Below are 21,035 nucleotides of genomic sequence, written 5' to 3'. Positions count from 1 at the left end.
CACTCCCCTGTTCCGGCCCGGCGCTGAGGTCCCGAGAGACGCCGTCTCCCCCGGGGACGCCCCGGACTGGGCGGGGCGCTGCGCCGTTACGGCTGGATGGCCGCATGGCCCTTCACCTCCAGGAGCGCCCGTGGACCGATAAAGCCGATGACCGGCAAGGGCGCACGGACAGTGACTTCCAGCGTGCGGATGCCCTGGTACGTGGACTCGCTGGTGGCCACGTCCCGGGCGAAATCGGGGTTCAGCGCCGCCGTGATCAGCTGGACCGTACGGTCCCGGGCATCCCCGGAGTTGCGGTCCGCCAGCGTGCCGTATCTGGCCCCCGAGGCGGCGGCGTCTATCAGCGTGTTCCGCACATGGAGGACCAAGGTGAGCTGGACGATCGCGAGGAAGAACAACGTGAGCAGCGCGCCGATCAGCACGAAGTCCACCACGGCGGCCCCACGCTCACGGTCTGTGATGCGCCGGAGCCCGGTGCCGTGCCCCGCGCCTTGTGCCGCCACCTGCTACTGTCCGACCTTATCCATGGCCTGGTTGAAGAGCCCCTCCAGTGCCGGACCGGCGAGGGCCAGAAGGGCTGCCACGAGGACGGCGGACATAAGGGTGATCATCACCCAGCCGGGCACATCCCCCCGCTCCGGATGGTCTGCTACCGGGGCACGGTGGTCCCCCGGCCGCAGCCGCGACGCGACAGACCGCCACGTCACCATGCTCAGCGCCATCAATGCCATCCGGGTTCCGAAGTTCTTCACGGTGTCCTCTTTCCTCGTTCTTCTCGTGCCTGATCTCTCTTGTTTCGTGCTTCTGTCTTTCCGCTGCTTCTGTCTTTCCGGTGCTGTTGTCGATCTGGTGCATCTGGTTTCCTGCGCTTCGTGCCTGAATCCTGGTGCTGCTTCGGTGCAGAACCTGGCACCGCATCCGGGCCGGCAAGTCCCGGACCGCGGGACGTTCTTCGTATCCTCTTCCGTCGTCGTATGGCTTTTTTTGAATTCCGTCCTTATGGCCTGCAAGGCCTCGCCGTCTGCGCCGCGTCCAGGCTGGGCTGGCGGCTCCTAGAGTCCGAGACTGATGGCGGCCAGGCCGGGGAACACGGCGAAGATGACTGTTAGCGGAAGCACCCCGAAGACGAGCGGCACCATCATCCCGATCTCCTTCTTGCCGGCGGACTCCATGAGCTCCCTTTTGGCTGTGTCCCGGACATCCTGTGCCTGCGCGCGTAGGACGTCGGCCAGGGGTGTTCCGCGCTCCACGGCCACGATCATTCCGTCGACGAAACGGAGAAGGGGTCCCTGGTCCGTCCTGGCCGAGAACTCCCGCAGGGCCTCCACGAGGGGCTTCCCGGCCCGGGTCTCGGAGAGGACGCGGCTGAATTCGTGCGAGAGCTCGCCCCGGGCGCTGCGGCAGACCCTGTCCAGCGCACCGGTGGCGCTTTCCCCGGCACTGACAGCGAGGGCCATGAGTTCGGCGATGCTGGGAAACTCCGCCATCATCAGCGCCTCCCTTTTCTTGATGTGCGCTCCCAGCAGGTAGTCCCGGAGCAGGAACCCGCCCACGGCGCTCCCCACGACGGCCACCACCGCAACGAACGGGCTGAAGCGGCCAAGACTGCCGGCGAGCGCCACGACGCCGACGGCGAGGACAAAGCCGCCGGCCGCCCACACGAGCTGTTCGGCCCGGAAGTCCACCGCCGTTTTGGCGCTCCCGGCGCGGGCAAGCCTGCGGTTCAAGGCCGTCGCACCAAAGTTAATTCGGCCTAGTGATCTGACGCCGTCGCGGATCGCCGGGCGCAGAATCCTTTCCAGCGGCCCGAACGGCGTGACATTGCGCGGGGCGGTCCGCAGGAGCCGGGATTCCAGGTTGTGGGTTCTCAATTGCGGACCGATACGTTCGACGAACGTCGTCGGACGCATGAAGGGAAGCCGCACGAGGAACAGCCAGAGTCCGGCCCCGAGGACTGAGCCGCATACCGTGGCACCCGCCATCAGCCCGGTCATCGGAGCACCCGCTGCTCTTCCGGCAGCGCCCCGATCCGCAACATGATGGCATAGGAAATCAAAGAGACAGCCAGACCGCCCAGTAGGACCGCCGCCCCGGCCGCGGTGTTGTAGGCCATCACGGCCTCGGGCCTGCTGGCCAGCAGCACCAGCACAATCCAGGGCGCCGCGACGGCCAGCCGGGCGGCGTTGACGGTCCAGGACTGTCTGGCCTCCAACTCACTCCGGGTCCGGGCGCTCTCACGCAAGAACTCGGCGAGGGTGCCGAGAAGTCGCCCGAGATCAGAGCCGCCCACCTCCCGGGTGAGCCGGAGCGCCTCGACAATCCGGTCCGCCACGGGATCGGCCAGGCGTTCTTTGAGCCGGGTGAGCGAGGGATCGAACTGACCTCCGGAACGGTAGTCGGAGCCGAAGTCCACGAACACGTGGCGAAGCTCCACGGGGCCTTTCTCGCCAAGTTGGATCAGGGCCTCGGGCAGTGACAGGCCGGCCCTGATGGCTGACCGGAGGTGGTCTACGACGTCGGGCCAGAGTTGGCGGAGGACGGCCGTGCGCTTCCTTGCACGCCACCGGACGATCGCCATCGGCAGCCAGCCGCCAAACAGGCCAAAGCATCCCGAGATCGGCCACGACGCTGTCACTGCGAAGAAGGCCAGGGTTGTAAATACGCCGACCCCGAGGCACGAGGCGAGCAGGCCTGCCGCGCTGACCTTTTCGATGCCCGCCGTCCGCAGCAGATCCTCAACCCTGCTGGTCCGGGACTTGCGCCCGGAGCTCCCGGGCTGCTCCCACGCGGACCACCAGATCAAGAGAAGTCCGGCCCCGCCCAGCATCCCCAGGAGCGGCGCCATTAGCGCGGCTCCAGGAGCGCCGCGACGTCATAGCCGGAGCGGGCGAACTTTTCCGCGGCGGGCATCGAGTTGGCCTTCGGAAGAAGCTGCCCGTCCGACATCGTAAACACCATGGAGGATTCGATGATTCCGTTTTCCACGCGGCGGCCCAGCGACAGGATCTCGGTGACCTGTCGGCGCCCGTTGGCGTGCCGGCTGCAGTGGACCACCAGGTCGATGCAGGACGCCACCGTGGGAACCACGAAGGCACTGGAAATGTTGTCGCCGGCGAGCAACGGCAGCGTGCAAATCTTCGTCACGGCGTCATGTGCGGAGTTTGCATGGACGGTGCACATCCCGGGAAGCCCGGACATCGTTGAGGCGCAGTACAACTTCAGGCACGAACTACGGTAAGTTTCCTCGTCGTCGGTAGCCGGACGGGAGCTGACAGGGAGCGCTTCCCTACCCTGCTCAACCCATTCGCATGGCTGAGCAGGGCGTCATCCACCACCCACTTCCCTGAGGTCCGCTCCGGTGTTAGCTCATGGAATCAACTAAGGAGCCGTCAGGAATAGCGACGACTTCTTCTCTCAGAGGGGACTCAAATTCCACCATCGCTGCCACGGACTTACGGACTGCCTTAATCAGCTTTTGATAATGGCCCAATTCAGCAGTAGTCAGCACTTGGCCCTTCCGATCCTTCAACCATTTCAAAGCAGGCGAATAACTACCAACCAAATAATCCCAGTCTTCAGCAGATATGTTTCCGAAGTACTGGTGTTTGTTTATCCAAACCTTGTCGTCATTGTGCTCATAACGGGTGACCAGGTTGTCTCCTGCGATGGGGTATGTCGTGTCAAAGTCCTTGAGGTCGGAGGCCGCCATAGTGTGCAGCTCAATCAACCGTTCGCCATAGACCCTATACAGCTCGAACACCGCGTCCTCTGTTGGAATGGGAATGACCGGGTAGTTCAATCGGAGAACGGGATAGTTGACTTCTCTGTAAGTAGGATCGTTCAACACCCCGTACATGTATGCGAATACCTGACGCGGAGTCGGCTTAGTTGCGAGGTTCTTAGAGAGGCGGGCCAGTGCCTGCGGCTTGAAGTTGGGATGCTGGCTTCCTCCAGCATCGTAGACGTACAGCGGCGCGAAGTAGTTGCTCTCCTTGATGCTCATTGAGTGGAACTGGATGATGTCCTTCGTGACGAAGGCGTCTGCGAAAGGCCGGTTCTGCTCAATCCGCCGGTTGAAGCACAGCGCCAAATTATCGTGTCCGATCATCTGACGGCTCGCTTCGTCCCGAGGCCTGGTGTGGATCCCTCCCGCCGTGCCGGTGTAGTACGTGTAACGCGTATCGAAGGGCCGGTACAGGATGGGCACGATCTTTGAGTCATCGACGCTTTGACCAATGTCCGCCTGCGCGGAAGCGACGGTCCAGTCCTGCCCTTCCTTCTTTATCTTGTAACGAAGCTTCGTGTCGGCTGCTGTCCTCGAGACGAAGTCTTTAAGTCGGTGACTGAGCTCAGCTTTCGTTCGGCCAATAGTGATAGCGTCGCGCCCCGCGGCGATTCCGACGCTGTACACATTGAAAATCTCGTTGAGGGCGATGCCCGAGTTGGAATCGGCAGGCTTGCCGCCTCCGGTTGGCTTGAAGTAGACAGACTTCTCATCCAGGTCAAGCTTCTCCCAAGTTATGTTGTCCGCTTCCAGCGCGGTGAACTTGTCCTTTCGACTCCCCACGAGTTCTCCATGCAACACGTCGGCCAGTTCACCCTTGGGCTTGGCCCCGTTCTTGACAGCGATGAGAATAGACACGCCTTGCATGATGTCGAAGACATTCTGGTCCTGACTCATGGCGTCTGGCTTATCCCCCGCGATCTTGCGGCCATGAAGATCGAGCACCACCAGTCGATCAAACGTGTTTGCCAGGTGCCAACGCATCCCCCGGAACGTGGGGCTCATGAGATAGCTGTTGTCGGTGATTACGCCAATGACCCCTTCGCCATTCTTCGTGATCAAATCCTCTGCAAATCCAATGAACTTAACGTAGTCATTATTGAGCCATTTAGAATTCCTTTCCTGCAAAGGAATCTTGCCGCCGGGCTCAACCTTGTATTTACTTGAGAACTGGTTGGCATACGCAAAGTTGTTTGACGATTCTCCCGAATACGGTGGGTTACCAATTACCACCATAATGGGCCGCTGTTCCTTTATCTCCGAAGCAGCCTCCGATTCCTCGGTCAAGGCTTCCAAAAGACCAAACTGGAAAAGGTCGGGGTTCAAACCGCGGGGACGTTCCAGCGTGTTCGTCAGGAACACGCGGAAACGACTCGGCGCCGAGACGCCTAAATCGTTCAGCGTCATCCCCAGCTTCATGTGAGCAATGGCGTAGGGCGCCATCATGAGTTCAAACCCGTTGAGTCTCGGAACCAAATCCTCGGCCGCGTAGGAGGGCCAGATTCCTTCCTGCCCCTTGAACCCCTTATGTACATGCTTGATGACCTCGTTGAGGAACGTGGCCGTTCCGGTGGCGAAGTCCAGAATCTGAACCTTGTGTATGTCTACCGTCATGGACGTACTGCGGGAGCGCTTAATGTTGCCAGGCTTGCGCGTCAGGGCGGGTTGCGTGGGTACGGTCAGCGGGCGCTTGCTGCTGTCAGCCAAGCCCTCGGTAATGCCAAAGTCGTTGATCAGAGCGGAGTCCACTGCTCGCACGATGAAACGAACGACTTGGGTGGGGGTGTAGTAGGCGCCGCGTTTCTTGCGCTGTCCGGCGTCGTACTCACGCAGAAAATCCTCGTAGAAGTGAATGATAGGGTCGCGGCCGGACTCGTCATCGTCAGTGGCCAACTGGCGATGGACAATCTTGGCTACGTCGCTGACAACCAATACCTCACACATCTCTTGGACAATCTGGGCCAGCCCTTGGGCGAAACCAGGACCGGCCACGTGGTCAAAGAACGTCCGTAGGAAGTGGCTCGAGGCTGGAATGAGATCTCTTGCCTCCTGCCTGGAGAACGATTGCAAGGTCTTGTCGCTGTACCGGGCAGAGAAGAGTCCGTAGATCAGAGTCTGCGCATACATGTCTGCGAAGTCTTCGTGACTCATCCCCGCTACAAGGTTTCTCTCGACCACGGAATAGATCTTCAAGAGTTCGTCGTCTTCTGACACGTCTTCGCCGAGGGCATCAATCACGAAGTCCCTCACGCGCCGCGCCTTGCCACCCATACTTATGGCCAGCTTTGTCGCGGAGGTTATCTTCACCGGAGGCTGGTCAATGAACGCCAGGAACTCGTCAATGAACTTGGAGAAGTTCGCCGGCAGCGGTTCAACAAGACCATCGGTTGACAGTTGTGCGACGTGAACGCTCGAGTACTTCTGCCCCTCGCGGTAGAAACGAAACTCAAGCTCATTCGTCAGGATGAGCTGATCGTAGCCCGCGTACCGAATCAGCTGCTCAGACTTCTCCACGCGGTCCAGATCGTCCCCAAGATCCTTGGCTTCGCCATACCCCCGAACTATTTCCGCGTTCGACTTCTGGACGTAGACGAAATCCGGTTGCCCCTCCGATGACCTCGCGGGGTCATTGAAGGTTTCGATTTCGGTCGCGAGGGCGTTGAACATTTGTACCAACGCGGGGCGGTAACTGTGCTCTCGGGCAATGGAGTTGGTTGCCAGCGTGGCAACCTGCTGAACGTAGGCTGCGACTGCGTCGACTGAGACCTGCTTGGATGACATGCTTCCCCCGATGATTGTGTCTGGCTTACGGAGAATCTATCTCAGCTTTGCTTTTTACCGACGTTACTCCCGGCCCGGCGTCAGGCAATCCCCCTCCAACGCCTAGGCATTGGCCGCTCCGCTGGGGCTCCGCGCCCCATGTATGATTGACACCGGCCATTCCGCCTTTGCTAATAATGCGGCGGGGTAGCTCAGGGCTGGCAGTCGCTTGATTTCCCAGCCACTGCACGGGCTCCCGAGCTCAGCTTGATTCCACAACCACACTTTTAATGTTGCGCGCCTTGGTGCGCGACCGACGTGTGATTGGAGTGCCCAATGGGCCGGAAGAAAACCCTTGGACGGTGCACGAAGCGTGACGCGGGCGTCCGCTGTGCGGAAGAGGCAACACGCCGGGACTGGTGTCCCGCCCACTACGCGAAGTGGTACGACAGGAACAAGCACTGGCGTTGCCAGTGGCCGGGCTGCCGAGAGTTCAAATACGACGGCGGTCGGAGTATGGCCCGTAAAGGCAAGAAGCTATTCTTCTGCCGCTTGCACGAGGTCGAACACCTACGCCCCACCCCTGAAATCGAAGACATGAATGTTCGCCGCCTCGGGGGCAGCATCAAGGACATCAACGGCTGCTGGGTATGGATCGGTGGAGTGCAGGGAAATTACGGGGCTTTTGTCCCTGAGGGCGCCAACCAGGTTTCATGGATGGCCCACCGCGTCATTTGGGACCTTCTCGTCGGAGGCCACCGGCCCCGATACGAACTGGACCACGCCTTCTGCGGAAATCCAGCGTGCGTGAACCCATCCCACTTGGAGCCCGTCCGCCGGAGCGAAAACGAGAGACGCAAGAGGCGGCCCAAGCGCAACATAAACTGGGCTGCCGCCGAGAACCTTGCGGTTAGAGCCTTCGCCGAGCGCTTTGGTCTTTCATTGCCCACGCGCCCCGGAAAAACCCTGTAACCCGTGCGCAATAAAAACCGCTATCCACCTCCGGACAAGGCGCGGGAGGTCGAAGGGTATGCCCCCCACCCTTCCACAGGGCTGTTGGAACAGCCTCGCCTACCTGTCTGGGCTGTCGTGCTTGTCGTGGTTGTTGACGACACGACGGCGACCAGGAGGAGCTGGGACAGCCTCAGTTCAGGCAGGGCGATAGGGGTGGCTAGGAAGTTCAGTGCATCGTCGGGTTGTAGTCAGTGGGGTACGTCAACCGCACTCGAAGGTAGACCGTGTGGGAGGCGCCCGCTTGGGCAGTCTCACGGCTGGCGCAGACCTGACCGTCTCGCAACCCATGGGATTTAAGACACTTTGGTTGTGAGACACATCGACCGCTAAAAGACCAGACTTAAGTGTCTTGCTTGCATGTCTCGCAAGTACCAATTAAGTTCGATGTAATTAAATACTGTTGCAAGACACATCAAGGAGCAGGAAACATGGGAAAGCTGATCGGCTATGCGAGGGTTTCGACCAGGGCCCAGGACACGGACAGGCAGGAACAAGACCTGTTGGCCGCAGGGGTACGACGGGATGATCTGTACTTGGATCACGGGGTGAGCGGGGGCAGGGCGGAACGTGCTGGCCTTACTAAGGCTATGGAAGCACTGCACGGTGGCGACACGTTGGTTATCACGACGCTGGACCGCTTGGGGCGGTCCACCCACAACATGCTGGCACTGGCCGATGACCTGAGAGCACGCGGAGTGGGGCTCCGCGTACTCAACTTAGGCGGCGGCGACGTGGACACCAGCACGCCAACAGGGCAGATGGTCTTTACCGTCATGGCCGCGCTGGGGCAGATGGAGCTGGACATCAAGCGTGAGCGCATCAACGACAGCGTCAGCAAGCGACGGGCGGCGGGTAAGGACTTGGGGGGACGTAAAGCCCAGTTCACCGACAGCCAGGTTAGGAATGCGGCCCGCCTGATTGAGGCAGGGGAACCGGCAGCACAGGTGGCGCGGGATCTGGGTATGTCCAGGGCTACGCTCTATCGCCGCATGAAAGACACAGCGACGACCTCTTGACCCCAAAGGCCGGCTCACCTTCGGCCTGCCCGTCTGGGGTGCTGGGAGCGGTTTTAAGGCCCTATCGAAGTCACAGTGAGGGATTGGCCCACTGACGCCCTGCTGGGGCGCCTACGCGTTAAGGGCGGCCCGCGTGTCGAGGACTCGCTGGAGGCGCGCCCTGCCACTGTCGTCCAGCGGCATTAGGCGTTGGAGCCAAACCCCCTCATCGTCGGTTGGGTTGGTAGGAGCATCCGCTATCTGGAAGCTGACCAATTCACCGTCGACTGGGAAAGTGACGAAGGTTCCGGTCCCGGCGGACTCCAAAGAAGCGGACGCCGCAAGTCGCTCTATCTCACGAGAGTTCATCGGTCCTGGCCCCTCTCCGGGGGCCTTAATCACAAGCTGGACAGTGTCGGGGTTGAAAACTTTTGTGGAGCCTTTGCCGTGCGGAAGCAGTACCACATTGCAGATGCCTCGAAGGTAGTCCCGCCGATCATCAATGTGCATGCCCGCCCACTCCCGTGCGTAGGGCGAATCGGCTGGGATGGGCAATATCTCTGTCGGCGGCCGTCGGGCAGCCGTCTCCTCTAGCCGGGCCATGGCAGTGGTGACGGCAGCCAATTCCTTCTCGATGACCGAGTTGATGGTTCCAAGCATGTGCATCGGTATCTGGCCTAGAGCGGCCTGCATGCCCGCCTCTTCCTGCCGCTTCCGCAGGGCAGTAGCCTCCAGCTCCAGCCGCTCCGCTTCAGGATCGGGGCCAGCATCCGCCGCCTTAGTCCGGTCCTGCGCGGCTCGAACAGCGACGATTAGTTCGTTGACGACCTTGTCCACGTACTCGATCCCCTTGCTGACATGGCCAGGGCCACGCACACTGCACCGATAGATGCGGCGCTTGTCACCGGTTCGGGTTGTCACAGTCCCAGACCGAACGTATCCGCCGCAGTGGCACTGGGCTATGCCCGCCAGCAAGTGGACCGCCTTGTTCGACTGCGAACGCCTGCGGGAAGGGTCACTCAGCACGGCACAGACGCCTCGCCATACGTTCTCAGAAACAATCGCAGGGAACGTGGAAGGCCCGACAATCTCGCCATGCAGGTCCGCAAGCCCCGCGTTGCGTGGCCGCTCCAACGCCTGCGCCAACTGGGCATATCCCCATTGGTTACCGCGAGTGGTCAAGATGCCCGCATTGTTCATCTCACGGATGATGGATCCCAGACTGTCTCCCCGAAGAACCCGCATACAAGCATCCGCAAGTGCCTTGGATTCGATGGTGTGAAGCTCAGGCACACCACCGGTGATGGTCCATCCGAACGGACGGGTCCCCCCTGTCCATTTTCCGGCACGCGTCGATTGCTCGGACGCCCTTCGGATTCTGGTTGCTTTGGTATCTGATTCGTACCGTGCCGCCGCCCCGAGCATCCTGGCAACGAGCTGGCCCGAGTCGGTGGAGAGGTCCATCTCCCCCGCCTTGACGGAGTGCGTGAGGGCTTTACCAGCACGGCACACGTCGATGTAAGTCTCAAGCTCCACCGGGCGACGGTGGAGCCTGTCAGGGTGCCAGCAGAACACGGCATCAACTTCCCCGACTGCCACCCTTTTTATCATGGCGTTGTACTGCGGACGGGGCTTTCCCGAGTATGCGCTTATGTCGTTGTCCACGAAGACGCGAACGACCGTGTATCCCTTCGCCTCCGCCAGCTCGCGGCAGTCGTCCTCCTGGCGCTGGACGCCGAGTCCTGCACCCGTTTTGTCGTTGCTGATTCGGCAGTAGATGAAGGCTGTGCGCGGCATCGGACCAGCCTATCCTGTGATGTGCTTGACCAATAATCGGGAAGACCCGAATTCAAGGCTATGAGCATGTCAAGGCTCTCAGCCTCCCTGACCTCCCCCACCACGAGCCGGTCGGGCCGCATGCGCAAGGCCTCCTTGACGAGCCGCCGCAGCGGAATTTCCCCCTGCCCCTCCAAGTTCGGTTGCCGGCACTGCAGCCCCACGACGTCGCGGAGCGGAAACTGCAGTTCGAAGATCTCCTCCACGGTGATGACCCGCTCACGGGTGCCGATGCTCGCCGCGAGGCAGTTCAGCATGGTGGTTTTGCCGGCCTGGGTGGCGCCCGAGACCAGGATGTTGAGGCCGCTGGCGACGGCAGCACCGAGGAACCTGGCCGCCTGCGGGGTCAGCGTTCCCAGCTCCACCAGGTGCTCCAGCCGGCTGGCCTTGACCACGAACTTGCGGATATTGATGGCCCAGTGCCGCCGGGTGACATCCGGGATGACCACATGCAGACGTGAGCCGTCCGGGAGCGCCGCATCCACGAACGGGGAGGACATGTCCAGCCGACGGCCGGAGCTCTTCAGCATCCGTTCCACGAGGTCCCGGACCTGCTGGTCCGTCAACGACACAGAAGTCAGCTCCGATTCGCCGTTGCGCGCCACATAGATCTCGCTGGGCGCATTGAGCCAGATTTCCTCGATGCCCGGATCGTCCAGAAGGGGCTGCAGCGCGCCGAAGCCGGCCACGGCGTCGTAGACGAATCTCCGCGCCGACTCCAACGGCCCCAGTGGAGGCAGCGGCGCCAGCAAGGCCCGCTCGTCGTAGTCGCTGACCGCCGCTTCGACCAGGCGCCGGACCTCCCCGGACTGCCGCAGGGGGTCCAGGCCGCGCCGGCGGATCAGCTCGCGGACCTCGTCCTCGACAATGCGCACAGCCTCCATGTGGCCCCCAATATGACTGACGCCCCACTGCCGAGGCGATGAAAGTGGCTTAAACCTAGGCGGCACTGCCCGGCCGGACAAGGGGTGCGGCGGCCTTATGTGGATAACCGCCACCGTCGCGAAATAACATCTTTCTCACCGGTCACAGCAGGCTCATTGGCCTCACGGCCGGACCGAGTCGGAGCGGTCGGTCGGGCGGACAGCGCTTTTGTACCGGGTGCCTGGTGGCCCTACGATCGACGGGGGACAGACGGGCCCCGGCGTCCCGACGCGGTGTTCTGCGCGAATCTTCATGAGCAGTTTTCCGGCGGGGCGCTTCAAGGGCGCTGGACGCGTCTCATCACTGTGAAACGGTGCACTGAATCCATGAGTCTTCCCTTGCGCAAAGCGCAGCGGCCCCGCCAGGCGAATCCGGCGCAGTCCAAGCCCCCCGCACCGGTCCTGCGCTTCTGCATGATCTTCCTGATCCTGTCGATGTTCAGCACGTTGTGGAGCCTTGCCTCTCCCCTGATGTCGGTCCCCGACGAGCCGGCCCACACGATCAAGGCCGCCGCCGTGGCCCGGGGGCAGTTCCTCGGCACGTCCGGACAGACCCAGGGCGAACAGCTTCAGGTGGTGGTGCCCAAGTACATCGCCGACACCCAGTCCCTAACCTGCTTCGCCTTCAAAGTGATCGTCACCGCTGACTGCTCCCCCGGGCTGGATTCCGCGGACCGGCAGCCGACGACGGCCGGCACGTCGGCCGGCAACTACAACCCCCTGTACTACCTGGTGGTGGGCCTGCCCTCCACGATCCTGAGCGGCGAGCCGGCCATCTACGCCATGCGGATCCTCAGCGGATTGCTGTGCTCTTTGTTCCTCGCTGCCACGCTCCTCGCCACCACCCAGTTCGCCAACCGGCGCTGGCCCGTCGCGGCCGCGGGGATCGCCGTCACGCCCATGGTTCTCTACCTCTGCGGGTCCATCAACCCGAATGCCCTGGAGATCGTCACCACCTCAGCAGTGTTCGTCAACCTGTGCCTCGTGCTTGAGAACGTGCGGGAGCTGTCCCGGTTCCGGTTCAACATCGTTGTTGTGGGGGTCGCTGCCGCCGTCCTGGCCAACACCCGGGCGTTGTCACTGCTGTGGCTTGCCCTGGCTGTCATTGCCGCCCTGCTCATGTTCCCGCCCCGGGATCTACTGCTCCTGGTGAAGAACAAGCTCGTCCTGGCCATGGCCACCCTGATTGCCGTCGCGGCGGCCCTCGGCCTCCTGTGGCTCAAGACAGCCAACACCCTCGCCAGCCTGCTGGGCACTCCCGGTACCGTCACCCCGGAGCAAGCCTTCGGCACCATGGTTGAGCGGACATTCGACATCGCGGCCTCCTACGTGGCCCAGCTCGGCTGGCTGGACACCAACGGTCCCACCGGCGTCTACTTTTGGTGGTCCTGCCTCACCGGGGCGCTCATGGTCGCAGCGGTGTCCGTCAGGCCGTGGCGCCCCCGGCTCGGATTCATCGTGCTGCTCGCCGCGGCGATCGCCATCCCGCCAATCCTTCAGGCTCAGGTGGTCACGGAGTTGGGCTACATCTGGCAAGGCCGCTACCTTCTGCCCGTGATTGTCCCGATGCTCCTGGCCGCGGGACTGGCCCTGCGCTTCCTCCGGTTCCCCGACTCGCTCTTCGCGCGGAGAATTACGATGTGGGCGATCGGGCTCACCGCGGCCGCGCACACCGCGGTGTTCGCCAATGCCTTGCGCAGGTACGGAGTCGGAATCTCCACCGAAGCCAACTGGGCGGACATGTTCGGGGCAACCAAGTGGGAGCCGCCGCTGGGCTGGCTTCCCCTGGCTCTTGCCTATCTGGCCGTGACAGCCGTGGCGGGAGTCCTGCTGTACCGCCAATTGTCGCCCGGCCAGGCCCCGGCCGGGGAGCCCATCAACGACGGAAGCAGCCTTAGCTAATCCCGATGATGAGGGCCGCTGGCAGGGGTCGCGGAGGCGTCGAGGTCGACGATGTCGCCGTCATGCTCCGGCGCGGGCTTGAAGATCCAGTGCTTGTAGAGCAGGAAGTTCCAGGCGGTCGTGGCGATGGTCGCAATGACCTTGCCGAGCGCGTAGGACTGGCCGGCCCCTGCGGCGAGATTGACGATCACGTCTGTTGCCACGACATTGAACGCCACAAGTGCCCCGTATTTGATGAAACTGACGTGGGCCCGGGCGCCGGACTGGAACGTGAAGTTCTTTTGGACGAAGAAGTTGAAGACCAGGCTGGTCAGGAAGGCGATCGGGGTGGCAATCCACAGATCGACGTTGCCCACCTCATGAAGGAGGGCCAGAATTCCGAGGTCGATGGCGAAGGAAAGCCCTCCCACCACGAGGAACTTGACCAGGAAGCCGTCGCGCACAAGGGTCTTCATGCGGTGAGCAAGGCTCACAATTCAATCCCCATTGTTCGAACATACCGCCTGTAATCGTTGATGTGTCCGGGCGCTTTCATCCACCGGGACATCCGGCAAGTCTAGACCAGCACCGCGTGCCTTGCAGACTCTGGTGACGTGTTCCGGCAACCCCTCGACACCACGGGACCGGCTAGGGTAATAAGGAACGGTTTCGGAGGCATTCCGGAACGGGAAGGGAAATTCTTTGCGCAATCGGTCCACAGGTGGAGTTCTCGCCTGCATTCTGCTGCTGGGAATCGGAGTGACCGGTTGCTCCGGAGGAACGCCCGTCAGCGACGTCCGGGGATCCCTCACCGCGATCGGAACCCCCGTGCAGAAGGGGCCGATCGAGGCCTGGAGCAACGCCTGGAGCAAGGAACTCACCGCCACGTCGCTCAACTACTCCCCGGACGGATCCGACGTCGGACTAAGGGCCCTGGCCACCCGCCAAGCCTACTTCGCCGCACTGGACGGTCCTCTGACACCGGAACAGCAGAACCAGACCAAGGATGTGTGCGGGCCGGCGGGCGCATTCTCCGTTCCCGTTTCCGTGACCTCCATCGGCGTCGCGCTCAACAATCCGAGCCTTCGGAACGTCAAGCTGACCCGCGAAGTCCTGGCCGGGATCTTCTCCGGCTCCATCACCCGCTGGGACGCGCGTGAGATCGCGGACATCAACCCCGACATCACCCTCCCCTCGGACGACATCGCCCCCATCGTGGCCACGGAGCCCAGCGTGGAAACGGAAGCGGCCACAAAGTACCTCAGCGCCGACCCCGCCTGGACCTCGGGCGTATCCGCCACCTGGCCGAAGACCGGCAACGCCGTCACCGTCAAGAAGCACTCCGACCTTGCCGACAAGGTCGACAAGACCCCCGGCGGCATCGCGTTCATGGACCTCGGCTCGATCGGCAGCCGCTTCGAAACCGCCTTGCTCTCCTTCGGCGGAGGTTACGTCCGCATGTCCAAGGACTCCGCCGCGGTTGCCGCCCAAGAGGGCACCACCCGGACGCTGCCCACCGGGGTGGAATTCACTCTGCCCGAGACAAGCAACCAGGGCTACGCCCTCGGCGTCGTCGGTTACCAGGCCTTCTGCGGTAAGTATTCAAACCACCAACTGAGCACGCTCGTAAAGTCCTGGGGCACTTTTGTCCTCAGTTCCGACGGCCAGGTGTCCTCAACGTACTTCGCCAGTGTCGCCTCTCCCAGCGAAGAGGCCATTCGGGAATCCAAAAAGCTGATTGACACGATCGGGGACGCACAGTGATTCACGCAACCGAGGCGGCCCGCACGTCACCAGCAGGCTCCGTGCCCGGCGCCCGGCCCGGCAAGGCTCGGCGGTTCGCGCTGTCGGCAACCACCCGCGGTGGCATGGGCTTCTTCCTTCCCGTCTTCGCCCTTCTGTCCCTCCTGATCACCCTGTGGATCCTGGCCACCCCCCTCATGGCCTATCCGGACGAACCCTCGCACACCATCAAGGCGGCCGCAGTATCCCGGGGCCAGTTTTTCCCGGGCCCCGGCGAATCGTACGGCCACGGCGTCCATGTGCAGGTTCCGTCCTACATCGCCAACGTGCAGGCGCAGATGTGCTTCCCCTTCCAGGTGACGAAACCGGCAGGCTGCGCCCCGGCGATCCCCCTCGATGACAACGACCTCACCATCGGTGTGACGTCGGCCGGACTGTACAACCCCTTCTACTACTGGCTTGTCGGGCTGCCCAGCCTCGTCATGTCCGGGGCCCCGGCGATCTACGCCATGCGCATCGTCAGCGGTCTGCTGTCCGCAGCCTTCTACGCCGCCGGTTTCACGGCCCTGCACCGGCTGCGCCACCCCAAGTGGCCGCTCGTCGCGGCCGCCATTTCGACGACGCCGATGGTCCTGTTCCTGGGCAGCGGCATCAATCCGAATTCGCTGGAAATAGCGGCCTCCATGGCGGCCTTCTGCGGGCTGGTGTCCGTGCTGGAGAACTCGCGGCACCTGGAGCGGGCCCGCCCGGGCATCCTGACGGTCGGCATCGCGGCCGCGACTCTCGCGAACACCCGCAACATATCCCTGTTGTGGCTGCTGTGCGGCGCGATCGTTGCCTGCCTCTTCTTCCGGCGCGCTGACATCGTCGCCATCTTCAGGAACCGGGTGGTGCTGGCAGTAACCGCACTGGCCACTGTGGGCATCGTCCTGGGCGTGGCGTGGAATTTCCTGATGCTCCGGGCACCGGCTTCGGCCGGCGAAGCCCCGGCCGGGATCTCCAACGTCGCCGGCGAGGTGCGGCCGTACAACGCGTTCCTGACGATGATGGACAAGTCCTTCGACTTCGTGGGCCAGTACATCGGCGTTGCGGGGTGGCTGGACGCACCGGTTCCGCAGGCCGTCCAGATGTTCTGGAGCATGTTGCTCATCGGGCTCATGCTCACGGTCATGCTGGTCCGGCCCTACCGGCTGCAGACTGCCTTCTGGGTGGCGGTCGCATTGCTGGCGGTGGTCCCTGCCGTGGTGCAGTCGGCCCTCATCAACACCACCGGCTTCATCTGGCAGGGCCGGTACAGCCTGCCGCTGTTCACGATCGCGGTCATCTCGGCCGGGCTCGCCATGCGGTTCCGGCCGTTCGGACAGCGGCCGCAGAGCATGACCATCGCCCGGATCCTGCTGGTGGCCGGCTGCGTCGCGCACGCCTATGCCTTTGTGAACGTTCTCCGGCGCTATGTTGTGGGCATCCAGGAAACGGCCAACTGGCAGACCATGTTCACCGTGCCGGGCTGGCAGCCGCCGCTGACCTGGGAGGTCCTCACCCTGGCCTTCACCGCGGCAGTCCTGCTCTGCGCCTCGAAGCTGTTCAGCTACCTGTTCCCGGGCCATACTCTGCTCCCGAAGCGGCCGTGGCCGTCTAGGACCAGGCGCGCCCGCAAGCGTCCCGCTGCCGAGGCCGCGGCCGGCTGAGCCCGCGGCTCCCGCAGCTCCCGCGGCTCCCGCGGCGCCCGCACCAAAAAGACCCGTCCACGCCATGCGCGTGAACGGGTCTTTTTCGCGTGCTGATCCTTAGCTGAACCGCACGGCCAACGCTCAGTGCTGGGGAACTGTTGCCCCCATGTACGCCCTGAGCCGGTCCGAGGACAGCGGCGGGACGAACCCGGCGGCCTTGATCTTGTCCAGCTCGAGGGCACTGTTCAACGGGCGCGGCGAGACGGCCTTGCCCTTGAAGTACTCCTCCGTGCTGACACCCGTCACGGCCTCCCGCGGCTTGCCGGCGAGCTCGTAGACGTCCGCGGCGATGTCCGCCCAGGACTGCGGCTCGCCGTCGTTGCTGAGGTTGTAGACGCCGTACGCGGCGCCCGACTCCAGCAGGTGCCGGATGCCGGCGGCGATGTCCTCCGTGAAGCTCAGCCGCCCGATCTGGTCGTCCACCACCGACGGCTCTATGCCGCGTTCCGCCAGCGAGGCCATGGTGCGGACGAAGTTGTTGCCTTCGCCGATCACCCAGCTCGTGCGCACGATGTAGTGCCGGGGCACCACGCTGACGACGGCGTCGCCCGCGGCCTTGGTCTGGCCGTAGACGCCCAGCGGCGCCAGGGGCTCCGACTCGTCGTGTGTGGCGCGCGTGCCGTCGAAGACATAGTCCGAGGACACGTGGACCAGTGTGAGGTCGTGTTCGACGGCGGTGCGGGCCAGCCGCGCCACGGCCGTGACGTTGACCGCCCAGGCCGCCGCACGGCCTTCGGCCGACTCGGCGGCATCCACCGCCGTGTAGGCCGCGGCGTTGATGATCGCGGAATAGTTCTTCCAGTTGCGCCCGGTGAAGGCGTCCTCGCTGCCGAGGTCGAACTCGCCGCGGCCGGCGAATTCAACGGACGCGTCGCCGTCGTACTGTTTGCGCAGGGCCTTGCCGAGCTGGCCGTCGGCACCGACCACGAGGACCTTCTTCGGCGGCATCGGCGTGACGTCCGCCAGCCGCGGGTGTGCCTTGTCCTTGTCCGAGAGCTCGGCCTGCTCCAGCGGCACGGGCCAGCTGATGGCCGCGGTCTCGTCAGCGAGGTTCAGGAAGGTGTACTGGCCCTGGGCGTCGGCGGACCAGTGGTCGTTGACGAGGTAGGTGTAGGCGGTGTTGTCTTCCAGCGTCTGGAAGGCATTCCCCACTCCGCGGGGAATGAAGATGGCCTGGCTGGGATCCATTTCGGCAGTGAACACGGCGCCGAACGTCGGGCCTTCGCGCAGGTCCACCCAGGCGCCGAAGATCCGGCCGGTGGCCACGGAAATGAACTTGTCCCACGGCTCGGCGTGGATCCCGCGGGTGGTGCCCGCCGACTCGTTGAAGGAGATGTTGTTCTGCACCGGGCGGAAGTCCGGCAGGCCGAGCGCCACCATCTTTTCCCGCTGCCAGTTCTCCTTGAACCAGCCCCGGTTGTCGCCGTGGACCGGAAGGTCGTACAGGACGACGCCGGGAATCGGGGTTTCGTGTGCTGTGAGCTTCTTCGAGAACTCGATCGACATGATCTACTGGCCCTGTTCCTTGTACTTGGCTTCGGTCGCGGCCTTCTGCGGACGCCACCAGTCCTCGTTGTTCCGGTACCAGGCGATGGTGTCTTCGATGCCGGCGTCGAAGTTGGAGAACTTCGGCTCCCAGCCCAGTTCGTCGCGCAGCTTGGAGGAGTCGATCGCGTAGCGCATGTCGTGGCCGGGCCGGTCCACGACGTGGTCGTAGGCATCCGGCGCCTGGCCCATGTGCTTGAGGATCAGCTCGACGACGTCCTTGTTGTTCTTCTCGCCGTCGGCGCCGATCAGGTAGGTCTCGCCGATCCGGCCCTTGGCGATGATCGCCAGGACAGCGGACGAGTGGTCGTTGGCGTGGATCCAGTCCCGGACGTTCTCGCCCTTGCCGTACAGCTTGGGGCGGATGCCGTCGATCACGTTGGTGATCTGGCGCGGAATGAACTTCTCCACGTGCTGGTACGGGCCGTAGTTGTTCGAGCAGTTGCTGATGGTCGCCTGCAGGCCGAAGGACCGCACCCAGGCCCGGACCAGCAGATCCGAGCCCGCCTTGGTGGAGGAATACGGGCTCGAGGGGTTGTAGGGCGTGTTCTCGGTGAACCGCTCCGGATCGTCGAGCTCGAGGTCGCCGTACACCTCGTCCGTGGAGATGTGGTGGAAGCGCTTGTTGTGCTTCCGTGCCGCCTCGATCAGGGTGTACGTCCCGATGATGTTCGTGTCCAGGAACGGGCGGGGATCGTGCAGCGAGTTGTCGTTGTGGGATTCCGCCGCGTAGTGAACCACGACGTCCGTCCCGGCGACCAGGCCGTCAACCACTGCGGCGTCGCAGATGTCCCCCTGCACCAGCGTGAAGCGGTCTGCCGGAAGGCCCGCCAGCGACTCCACATTGCCCGCGTAGGTGAGCTTGTCGAGGACCGTGACGTGGTGGTCGGTGTTCTCCAGTACGTAGTGGACAAAATTGGAACCGATGAAACCGGCACCGCCGGTGACGAGGAGTTTCTGCATTAGGCCAGCTTACCGGCTGACGATTTTCTCCCGTCCCGACGCGGGACACACCAAAAGCAACATTGGCCACAGTGGTAACACTGAGGGCAATTGGTTACTCTTTACGCACATACGGGGGTGATCTTGGCCTCTGTCCAGATCCTCCGGAGTAATGGTGACGACTATCAAAATCCACAAACTACGGACCGCGGCGGCACTCTGCCTTCCCTTCGCGCTGGCGCTGACCTGGGCTAACCCTGCATCTGCGGCACCCGCTCCCAGCCCCTCCCCGACCGCCACCGCCGCCGCGCCTACAGCGACCCCCAAACCGACAGCGACGACCAGCGCGGCTGCCCCCGCGAAGGCCAGCGCCCCGGCCACCACCCCTCAAGCCACGGCGCAGGCCTCGACGGCAGCGGCGGCGCCGTCGTCCGCTGCGGCCACGGCGGAAGCCGCGGCCGCCCCGCAACAGGGCCAGGCGACAATGGGGCGGGCCGGACTGAATCCGGCGTCGGCCTCGGCGGCGATGGCCAAGACGCAACAGGCCGCCGTGACCCAAGCGACCGAGCCGTGGGTGGCGGAGCAGCCGCTGGACACCCGCGGGCAGCCTCTGGGACTGGATGTGAGTTCGTGGCAGGGCAGCGTCAACTGGTCCTCCGTCAAGGCCAACGGCGCCCGCTTCGCCTACGTCAAGGCCACCGAGGGCACCAGCTACGTGAACAGCCAATTCGGGGCCCAGTACACGGGCGCGAGTTCCGTCGGCCTGCTCCGCGGGGCCTATCACTTCGGCCGGCCCGATGTCTCCGGGGGCGCCGCCCAGGCCCAGTTCTTCGTCAACAACGGCGGCGGCTGGTCCGCCGACGGCGTCACGATGCCCCCGGTCCTGGACATCGAGGACAACCCCTACGCCGGCCTCAACCGCTGCTACGGTGCCACGCCGGGGCAGCTGGCCACCTGGGTCCGGGACTTCACCCAGACCGTGTACCGCATGACCAACAAACAGGCCATGATCTACACGAGCTACTACTTCTGGCGCGACTGCCTGGGCAACACCAGCGAATTCAGCCAGACCAACCCGCTGTGGCTGGCCTCCTACTACACCAATGCACCGGCCGTTCCCGGCGGATGGCCCACCTACACCGTCTGGCAGTATGCCAACGCCTACGCCGACGCTTCCCAGACCGTCAAGGCCACGTTCCCCGGCGATCAGAACGTCTTCAACGGCTCGCTGGACCAGCTCCGCAAACTCGCCTCCACGCCTGACACCTACCCGATCGGCCTCATACCCGGCGCCACGCTGCTCAGCGGCAAGTGGGCCGGCGACGGCAAGTCCTACACCGGCTGGTTCAAGGACGGGTTCTGGTGCCTGCAGATGCCCTCCGCCCCGCGGCGCTGCTTCAATTACGGCATGCCGGGCGACAAGCCCGTGGTCGGCGACTGGAACGGTGACGGCCGGGCCGGGATCGGTATCTTCCGGAACGGCATGTGGTGGCTCGTCGATGACCTCAACACCATGGCCATTACGAAGGTGGTGGGCTTCGGCGTCGGCTCCGACACCCCGATCGTTGGCGACTGGAGCGGCGCGGGCCGCGACGGAATCGGCATCTGGCGCAACTCCAGCTTCCAGGTCAGCTATAACGTCAACAATCCGGTGGTCAATGAGTACACCGGATTCGGGATTCCCTCCGATACGCCGATCGTCGGCGACTGGGACGGCGACGGAAAGACCAGCATCGGGGTGTGGCGCAACGGCGAATGGTGGCTCAGCAACCGGATCAAGTCCCCCGTGGTCTCCAACTTCATCGCCTTCGGGGTCAGCACAGACCGTCCCATCACAGGCGACTGGAACGGTGACAAACTGACCACCGTGGGCATCGTGCGC

At 63.5% G+C, this 21,035-nt stretch carries 16 protein-coding genes and 1 pseudogene; 6 read left to right on the top strand and 11 right to left on the bottom strand.

Going from position 1 to position 21,035, the window contains the following annotated elements:
* Positions 1-86 precede the first annotated feature (86 nt).
* From ABD243_RS15400 to ABD243_RS15375, 6 genes and pseudogenes are all read right to left on the bottom strand, one after another.
* Positions 87-503, bottom strand: coding sequence for a TadE family protein (locus tag ABD243_RS15400; RefSeq protein ID WP_116766864.1), 417 nt, complete (start codon positions 501-503; stop codon positions 87-89).
* A gap of 3 nt (positions 504-506) precedes the next feature.
* Positions 507-710, bottom strand: coding sequence for a hypothetical protein (locus ABD243_RS15395; protein ID WP_425547222.1), 204 nt, complete (start codon positions 708-710; stop codon positions 507-509).
* Between the two features lie 342 nt (positions 711-1,052).
* Positions 1,053-1,994 (bottom strand): type II secretion system F family protein, encoded by a 942-nt coding sequence (locus ABD243_RS15390; RefSeq protein ID WP_344367314.1) that lies wholly within the window; start codon positions 1,992-1,994, stop codon positions 1,053-1,055.
* The gene (locus ABD243_RS15385; protein ID WP_344367313.1) at positions 1,991-2,845 is read right to left on the bottom strand and encodes a type II secretion system F family protein; all 855 of its coding nucleotides are present in this window, start codon (positions 2,843-2,845) and stop codon (positions 1,991-1,993) included. Before ABD243_RS15385 ends, ABD243_RS15390 begins: the two co-directional genes overlap by 4 nt.
* Positions 2,845-3,195: pseudogene (locus tag ABD243_RS15380) on the bottom strand (CpaF family protein); the annotation flags it as partial. The gene ABD243_RS15385 and the pseudogene ABD243_RS15380, both read right to left, overlap by 1 nt.
* A 166-nt stretch (positions 3,196-3,361) precedes the next feature.
* Positions 3,362-6,565 carry a type ISP restriction/modification enzyme gene (locus tag ABD243_RS15375; RefSeq protein ID WP_344367312.1) on the bottom strand — a complete coding sequence of 1,068 codons (3,204 nt, stop codon included), beginning with the start codon at positions 6,563-6,565 and terminating at the stop codon, positions 3,362-3,364.
* Between the two features lie 315 nt (positions 6,566-6,880).
* Here ABD243_RS15375 and ABD243_RS20945 point away from each other — a divergent pair, with 315 nt between their 5' ends.
* Positions 6,881-7,516: an HNH endonuclease gene (locus tag ABD243_RS20945; RefSeq protein WP_425547220.1), complete on the top strand. Its 636-nt coding sequence runs from the start codon at positions 6,881-6,883 to the stop codon at positions 7,514-7,516.
* Between the two features lie 470 nt (positions 7,517-7,986).
* Positions 7,987-8,574 carry a recombinase family protein gene (locus ABD243_RS15370; protein ID WP_344367311.1) on the top strand — a complete coding sequence of 196 codons (588 nt, stop codon included), beginning with the start codon at positions 7,987-7,989 and terminating at the stop codon, positions 8,572-8,574.
* Positions 8,575-8,685: 111 nt separating this feature from the next.
* Here the strand turns inward: ABD243_RS15370 and ABD243_RS15365 are convergent, their stop codons facing one another.
* Together ABD243_RS15365 and ABD243_RS15360 are read right to left on the bottom strand one after the other, a co-directional pair.
* Positions 8,686-10,320: a recombinase family protein gene (locus ABD243_RS15365; protein ID WP_344367399.1), complete on the bottom strand. Its 1,635-nt coding sequence runs from the start codon at positions 10,318-10,320 to the stop codon at positions 8,686-8,688.
* Positions 10,203-11,273, bottom strand: coding sequence for a TadA family conjugal transfer-associated ATPase (locus ABD243_RS15360; protein WP_344367310.1), 1,071 nt, complete (start codon positions 11,271-11,273; stop codon positions 10,203-10,205). The genes ABD243_RS15365 and ABD243_RS15360 overlap by 118 nt, the downstream gene beginning before the upstream one ends.
* Before the next feature lie 366 nt (positions 11,274-11,639).
* On the opposite strand from ABD243_RS15360, the gene ABD243_RS15355 reads away from it, so the two are divergent.
* Positions 11,640-13,214, top strand: coding sequence for a DUF2142 domain-containing protein (locus ABD243_RS15355; RefSeq protein WP_344367309.1), 1,575 nt, complete (start codon positions 11,640-11,642; stop codon positions 13,212-13,214).
* Here the strand turns inward: ABD243_RS15355 and ABD243_RS15350 are convergent.
* On the bottom strand, positions 13,211-13,687 hold the full coding sequence (locus tag ABD243_RS15350) for a GtrA family protein (protein ID WP_344367308.1): 477 nt from the start codon (positions 13,685-13,687) through the stop codon (positions 13,211-13,213). The genes ABD243_RS15355 and ABD243_RS15350 overlap by 4 nt on opposite strands.
* Before the next feature lie 265 nt (positions 13,688-13,952).
* Here ABD243_RS15350 and ABD243_RS15345 point away from each other — a divergent pair, with 265 nt between their 5' ends.
* Both ABD243_RS15345 and ABD243_RS15340 read left to right on the top strand, forming a co-directional pair.
* Positions 13,953-14,957, top strand: a complete 1,005-nt coding sequence (locus ABD243_RS15345) for a substrate-binding domain-containing protein (RefSeq protein WP_344367307.1) — start codon at positions 13,953-13,955, stop codon at positions 14,955-14,957.
* Complete coding sequence (locus tag ABD243_RS15340) at positions 14,954-16,624, top strand: DUF2142 domain-containing protein (protein WP_344367306.1); 1,671 nt, start codon at positions 14,954-14,956, stop codon at positions 16,622-16,624. The genes ABD243_RS15345 and ABD243_RS15340 overlap by 4 nt, the downstream gene beginning before the upstream one ends.
* Positions 16,625-16,747: 123 nt before the next feature.
* Here the strand turns inward: ABD243_RS15340 and ABD243_RS15335 are convergent, their stop codons facing one another.
* Both ABD243_RS15335 and rfbB read right to left on the bottom strand, forming a co-directional pair.
* On the bottom strand, positions 16,748-18,172 hold the full coding sequence (locus tag ABD243_RS15335) for a sugar nucleotide-binding protein (RefSeq protein WP_344367305.1): 1,425 nt from the start codon (positions 18,170-18,172) through the stop codon (positions 16,748-16,750).
* A 3-nt stretch (positions 18,173-18,175) separates the two neighbouring features.
* The gene (gene rfbB / locus ABD243_RS15330) at positions 18,176-19,174 is read right to left on the bottom strand and encodes a dTDP-glucose 4,6-dehydratase (protein WP_116766846.1); all 999 of its coding nucleotides are present in this window, start codon (positions 19,172-19,174) and stop codon (positions 18,176-18,178) included.
* Between the two features lie 151 nt (positions 19,175-19,325).
* Here rfbB and ABD243_RS15325 point away from each other — a divergent pair.
* The coding region (locus ABD243_RS15325) for a GH25 family lysozyme (RefSeq protein WP_344367304.1) at positions 19,326-21,035 on the top strand (1,710 nt) is incomplete at its 3' end.

The organism is Arthrobacter humicola, assembly GCF_039531445.1.
Taxonomy (GTDB): Bacteria; Actinomycetota; Actinomycetes; order Actinomycetales; family Micrococcaceae; genus Arthrobacter; species Arthrobacter humicola.
This window is presented reverse-complemented; position numbering and strand designations above follow the sequence as displayed.

What these genes read in the sequence shown, in the direction of transcription:
- ABD243_RS15395 (WP_425547222.1), bottom strand. Translation starts at nt 710, where the DNA reads ATGGTGACGTGGCGGTCTGTCGCGTCGCGGCTGCGGCCGGGGGACCAC.
- ABD243_RS15390 (WP_344367314.1), bottom strand. Translation starts at nt 1,994, where the DNA reads ATGACCGGGCTGATGGCGGGTGCCACGGTATGCGGCTCAGTCCTCGGG.
- ABD243_RS15385 (WP_344367313.1), bottom strand. Translation starts at nt 2,845, where the DNA reads ATGGCGCCGCTCCTGGGGATGCTGGGCGGGGCCGGACTTCTCTTGATC.
- ABD243_RS15375 (WP_344367312.1), bottom strand. Translation starts at nt 6,565, where the DNA reads ATGTCATCCAAGCAGGTCTCAGTCGACGCAGTCGCAGCCTACGTTCAG.
- ABD243_RS20945 (WP_425547220.1), top strand. Translation starts at nt 6,881, where the DNA reads ATGGGCCGGAAGAAAACCCTTGGACGGTGCACGAAGCGTGACGCGGGC.
- ABD243_RS15370 (WP_344367311.1), top strand. Translation starts at nt 7,987, where the DNA reads ATGGGAAAGCTGATCGGCTATGCGAGGGTTTCGACCAGGGCCCAGGAC.
- ABD243_RS15360 (WP_344367310.1), bottom strand. Translation starts at nt 11,273, where the DNA reads ATGGAGGCTGTGCGCATTGTCGAGGACGAGGTCCGCGAGCTGATCCGC.
- ABD243_RS15355 (WP_344367309.1), top strand. Translation starts at nt 11,640, where the DNA reads ATGAGTCTTCCCTTGCGCAAAGCGCAGCGGCCCCGCCAGGCGAATCCG.
- ABD243_RS15335 (WP_344367305.1), bottom strand. Translation starts at nt 18,172, where the DNA reads ATGTCGATCGAGTTCTCGAAGAAGCTCACAGCACACGAAACCCCGATT.
- rfbB (WP_116766846.1), bottom strand. Translation starts at nt 19,174, where the DNA reads ATGCAGAAACTCCTCGTCACCGGCGGTGCCGGTTTCATCGGTTCCAAT.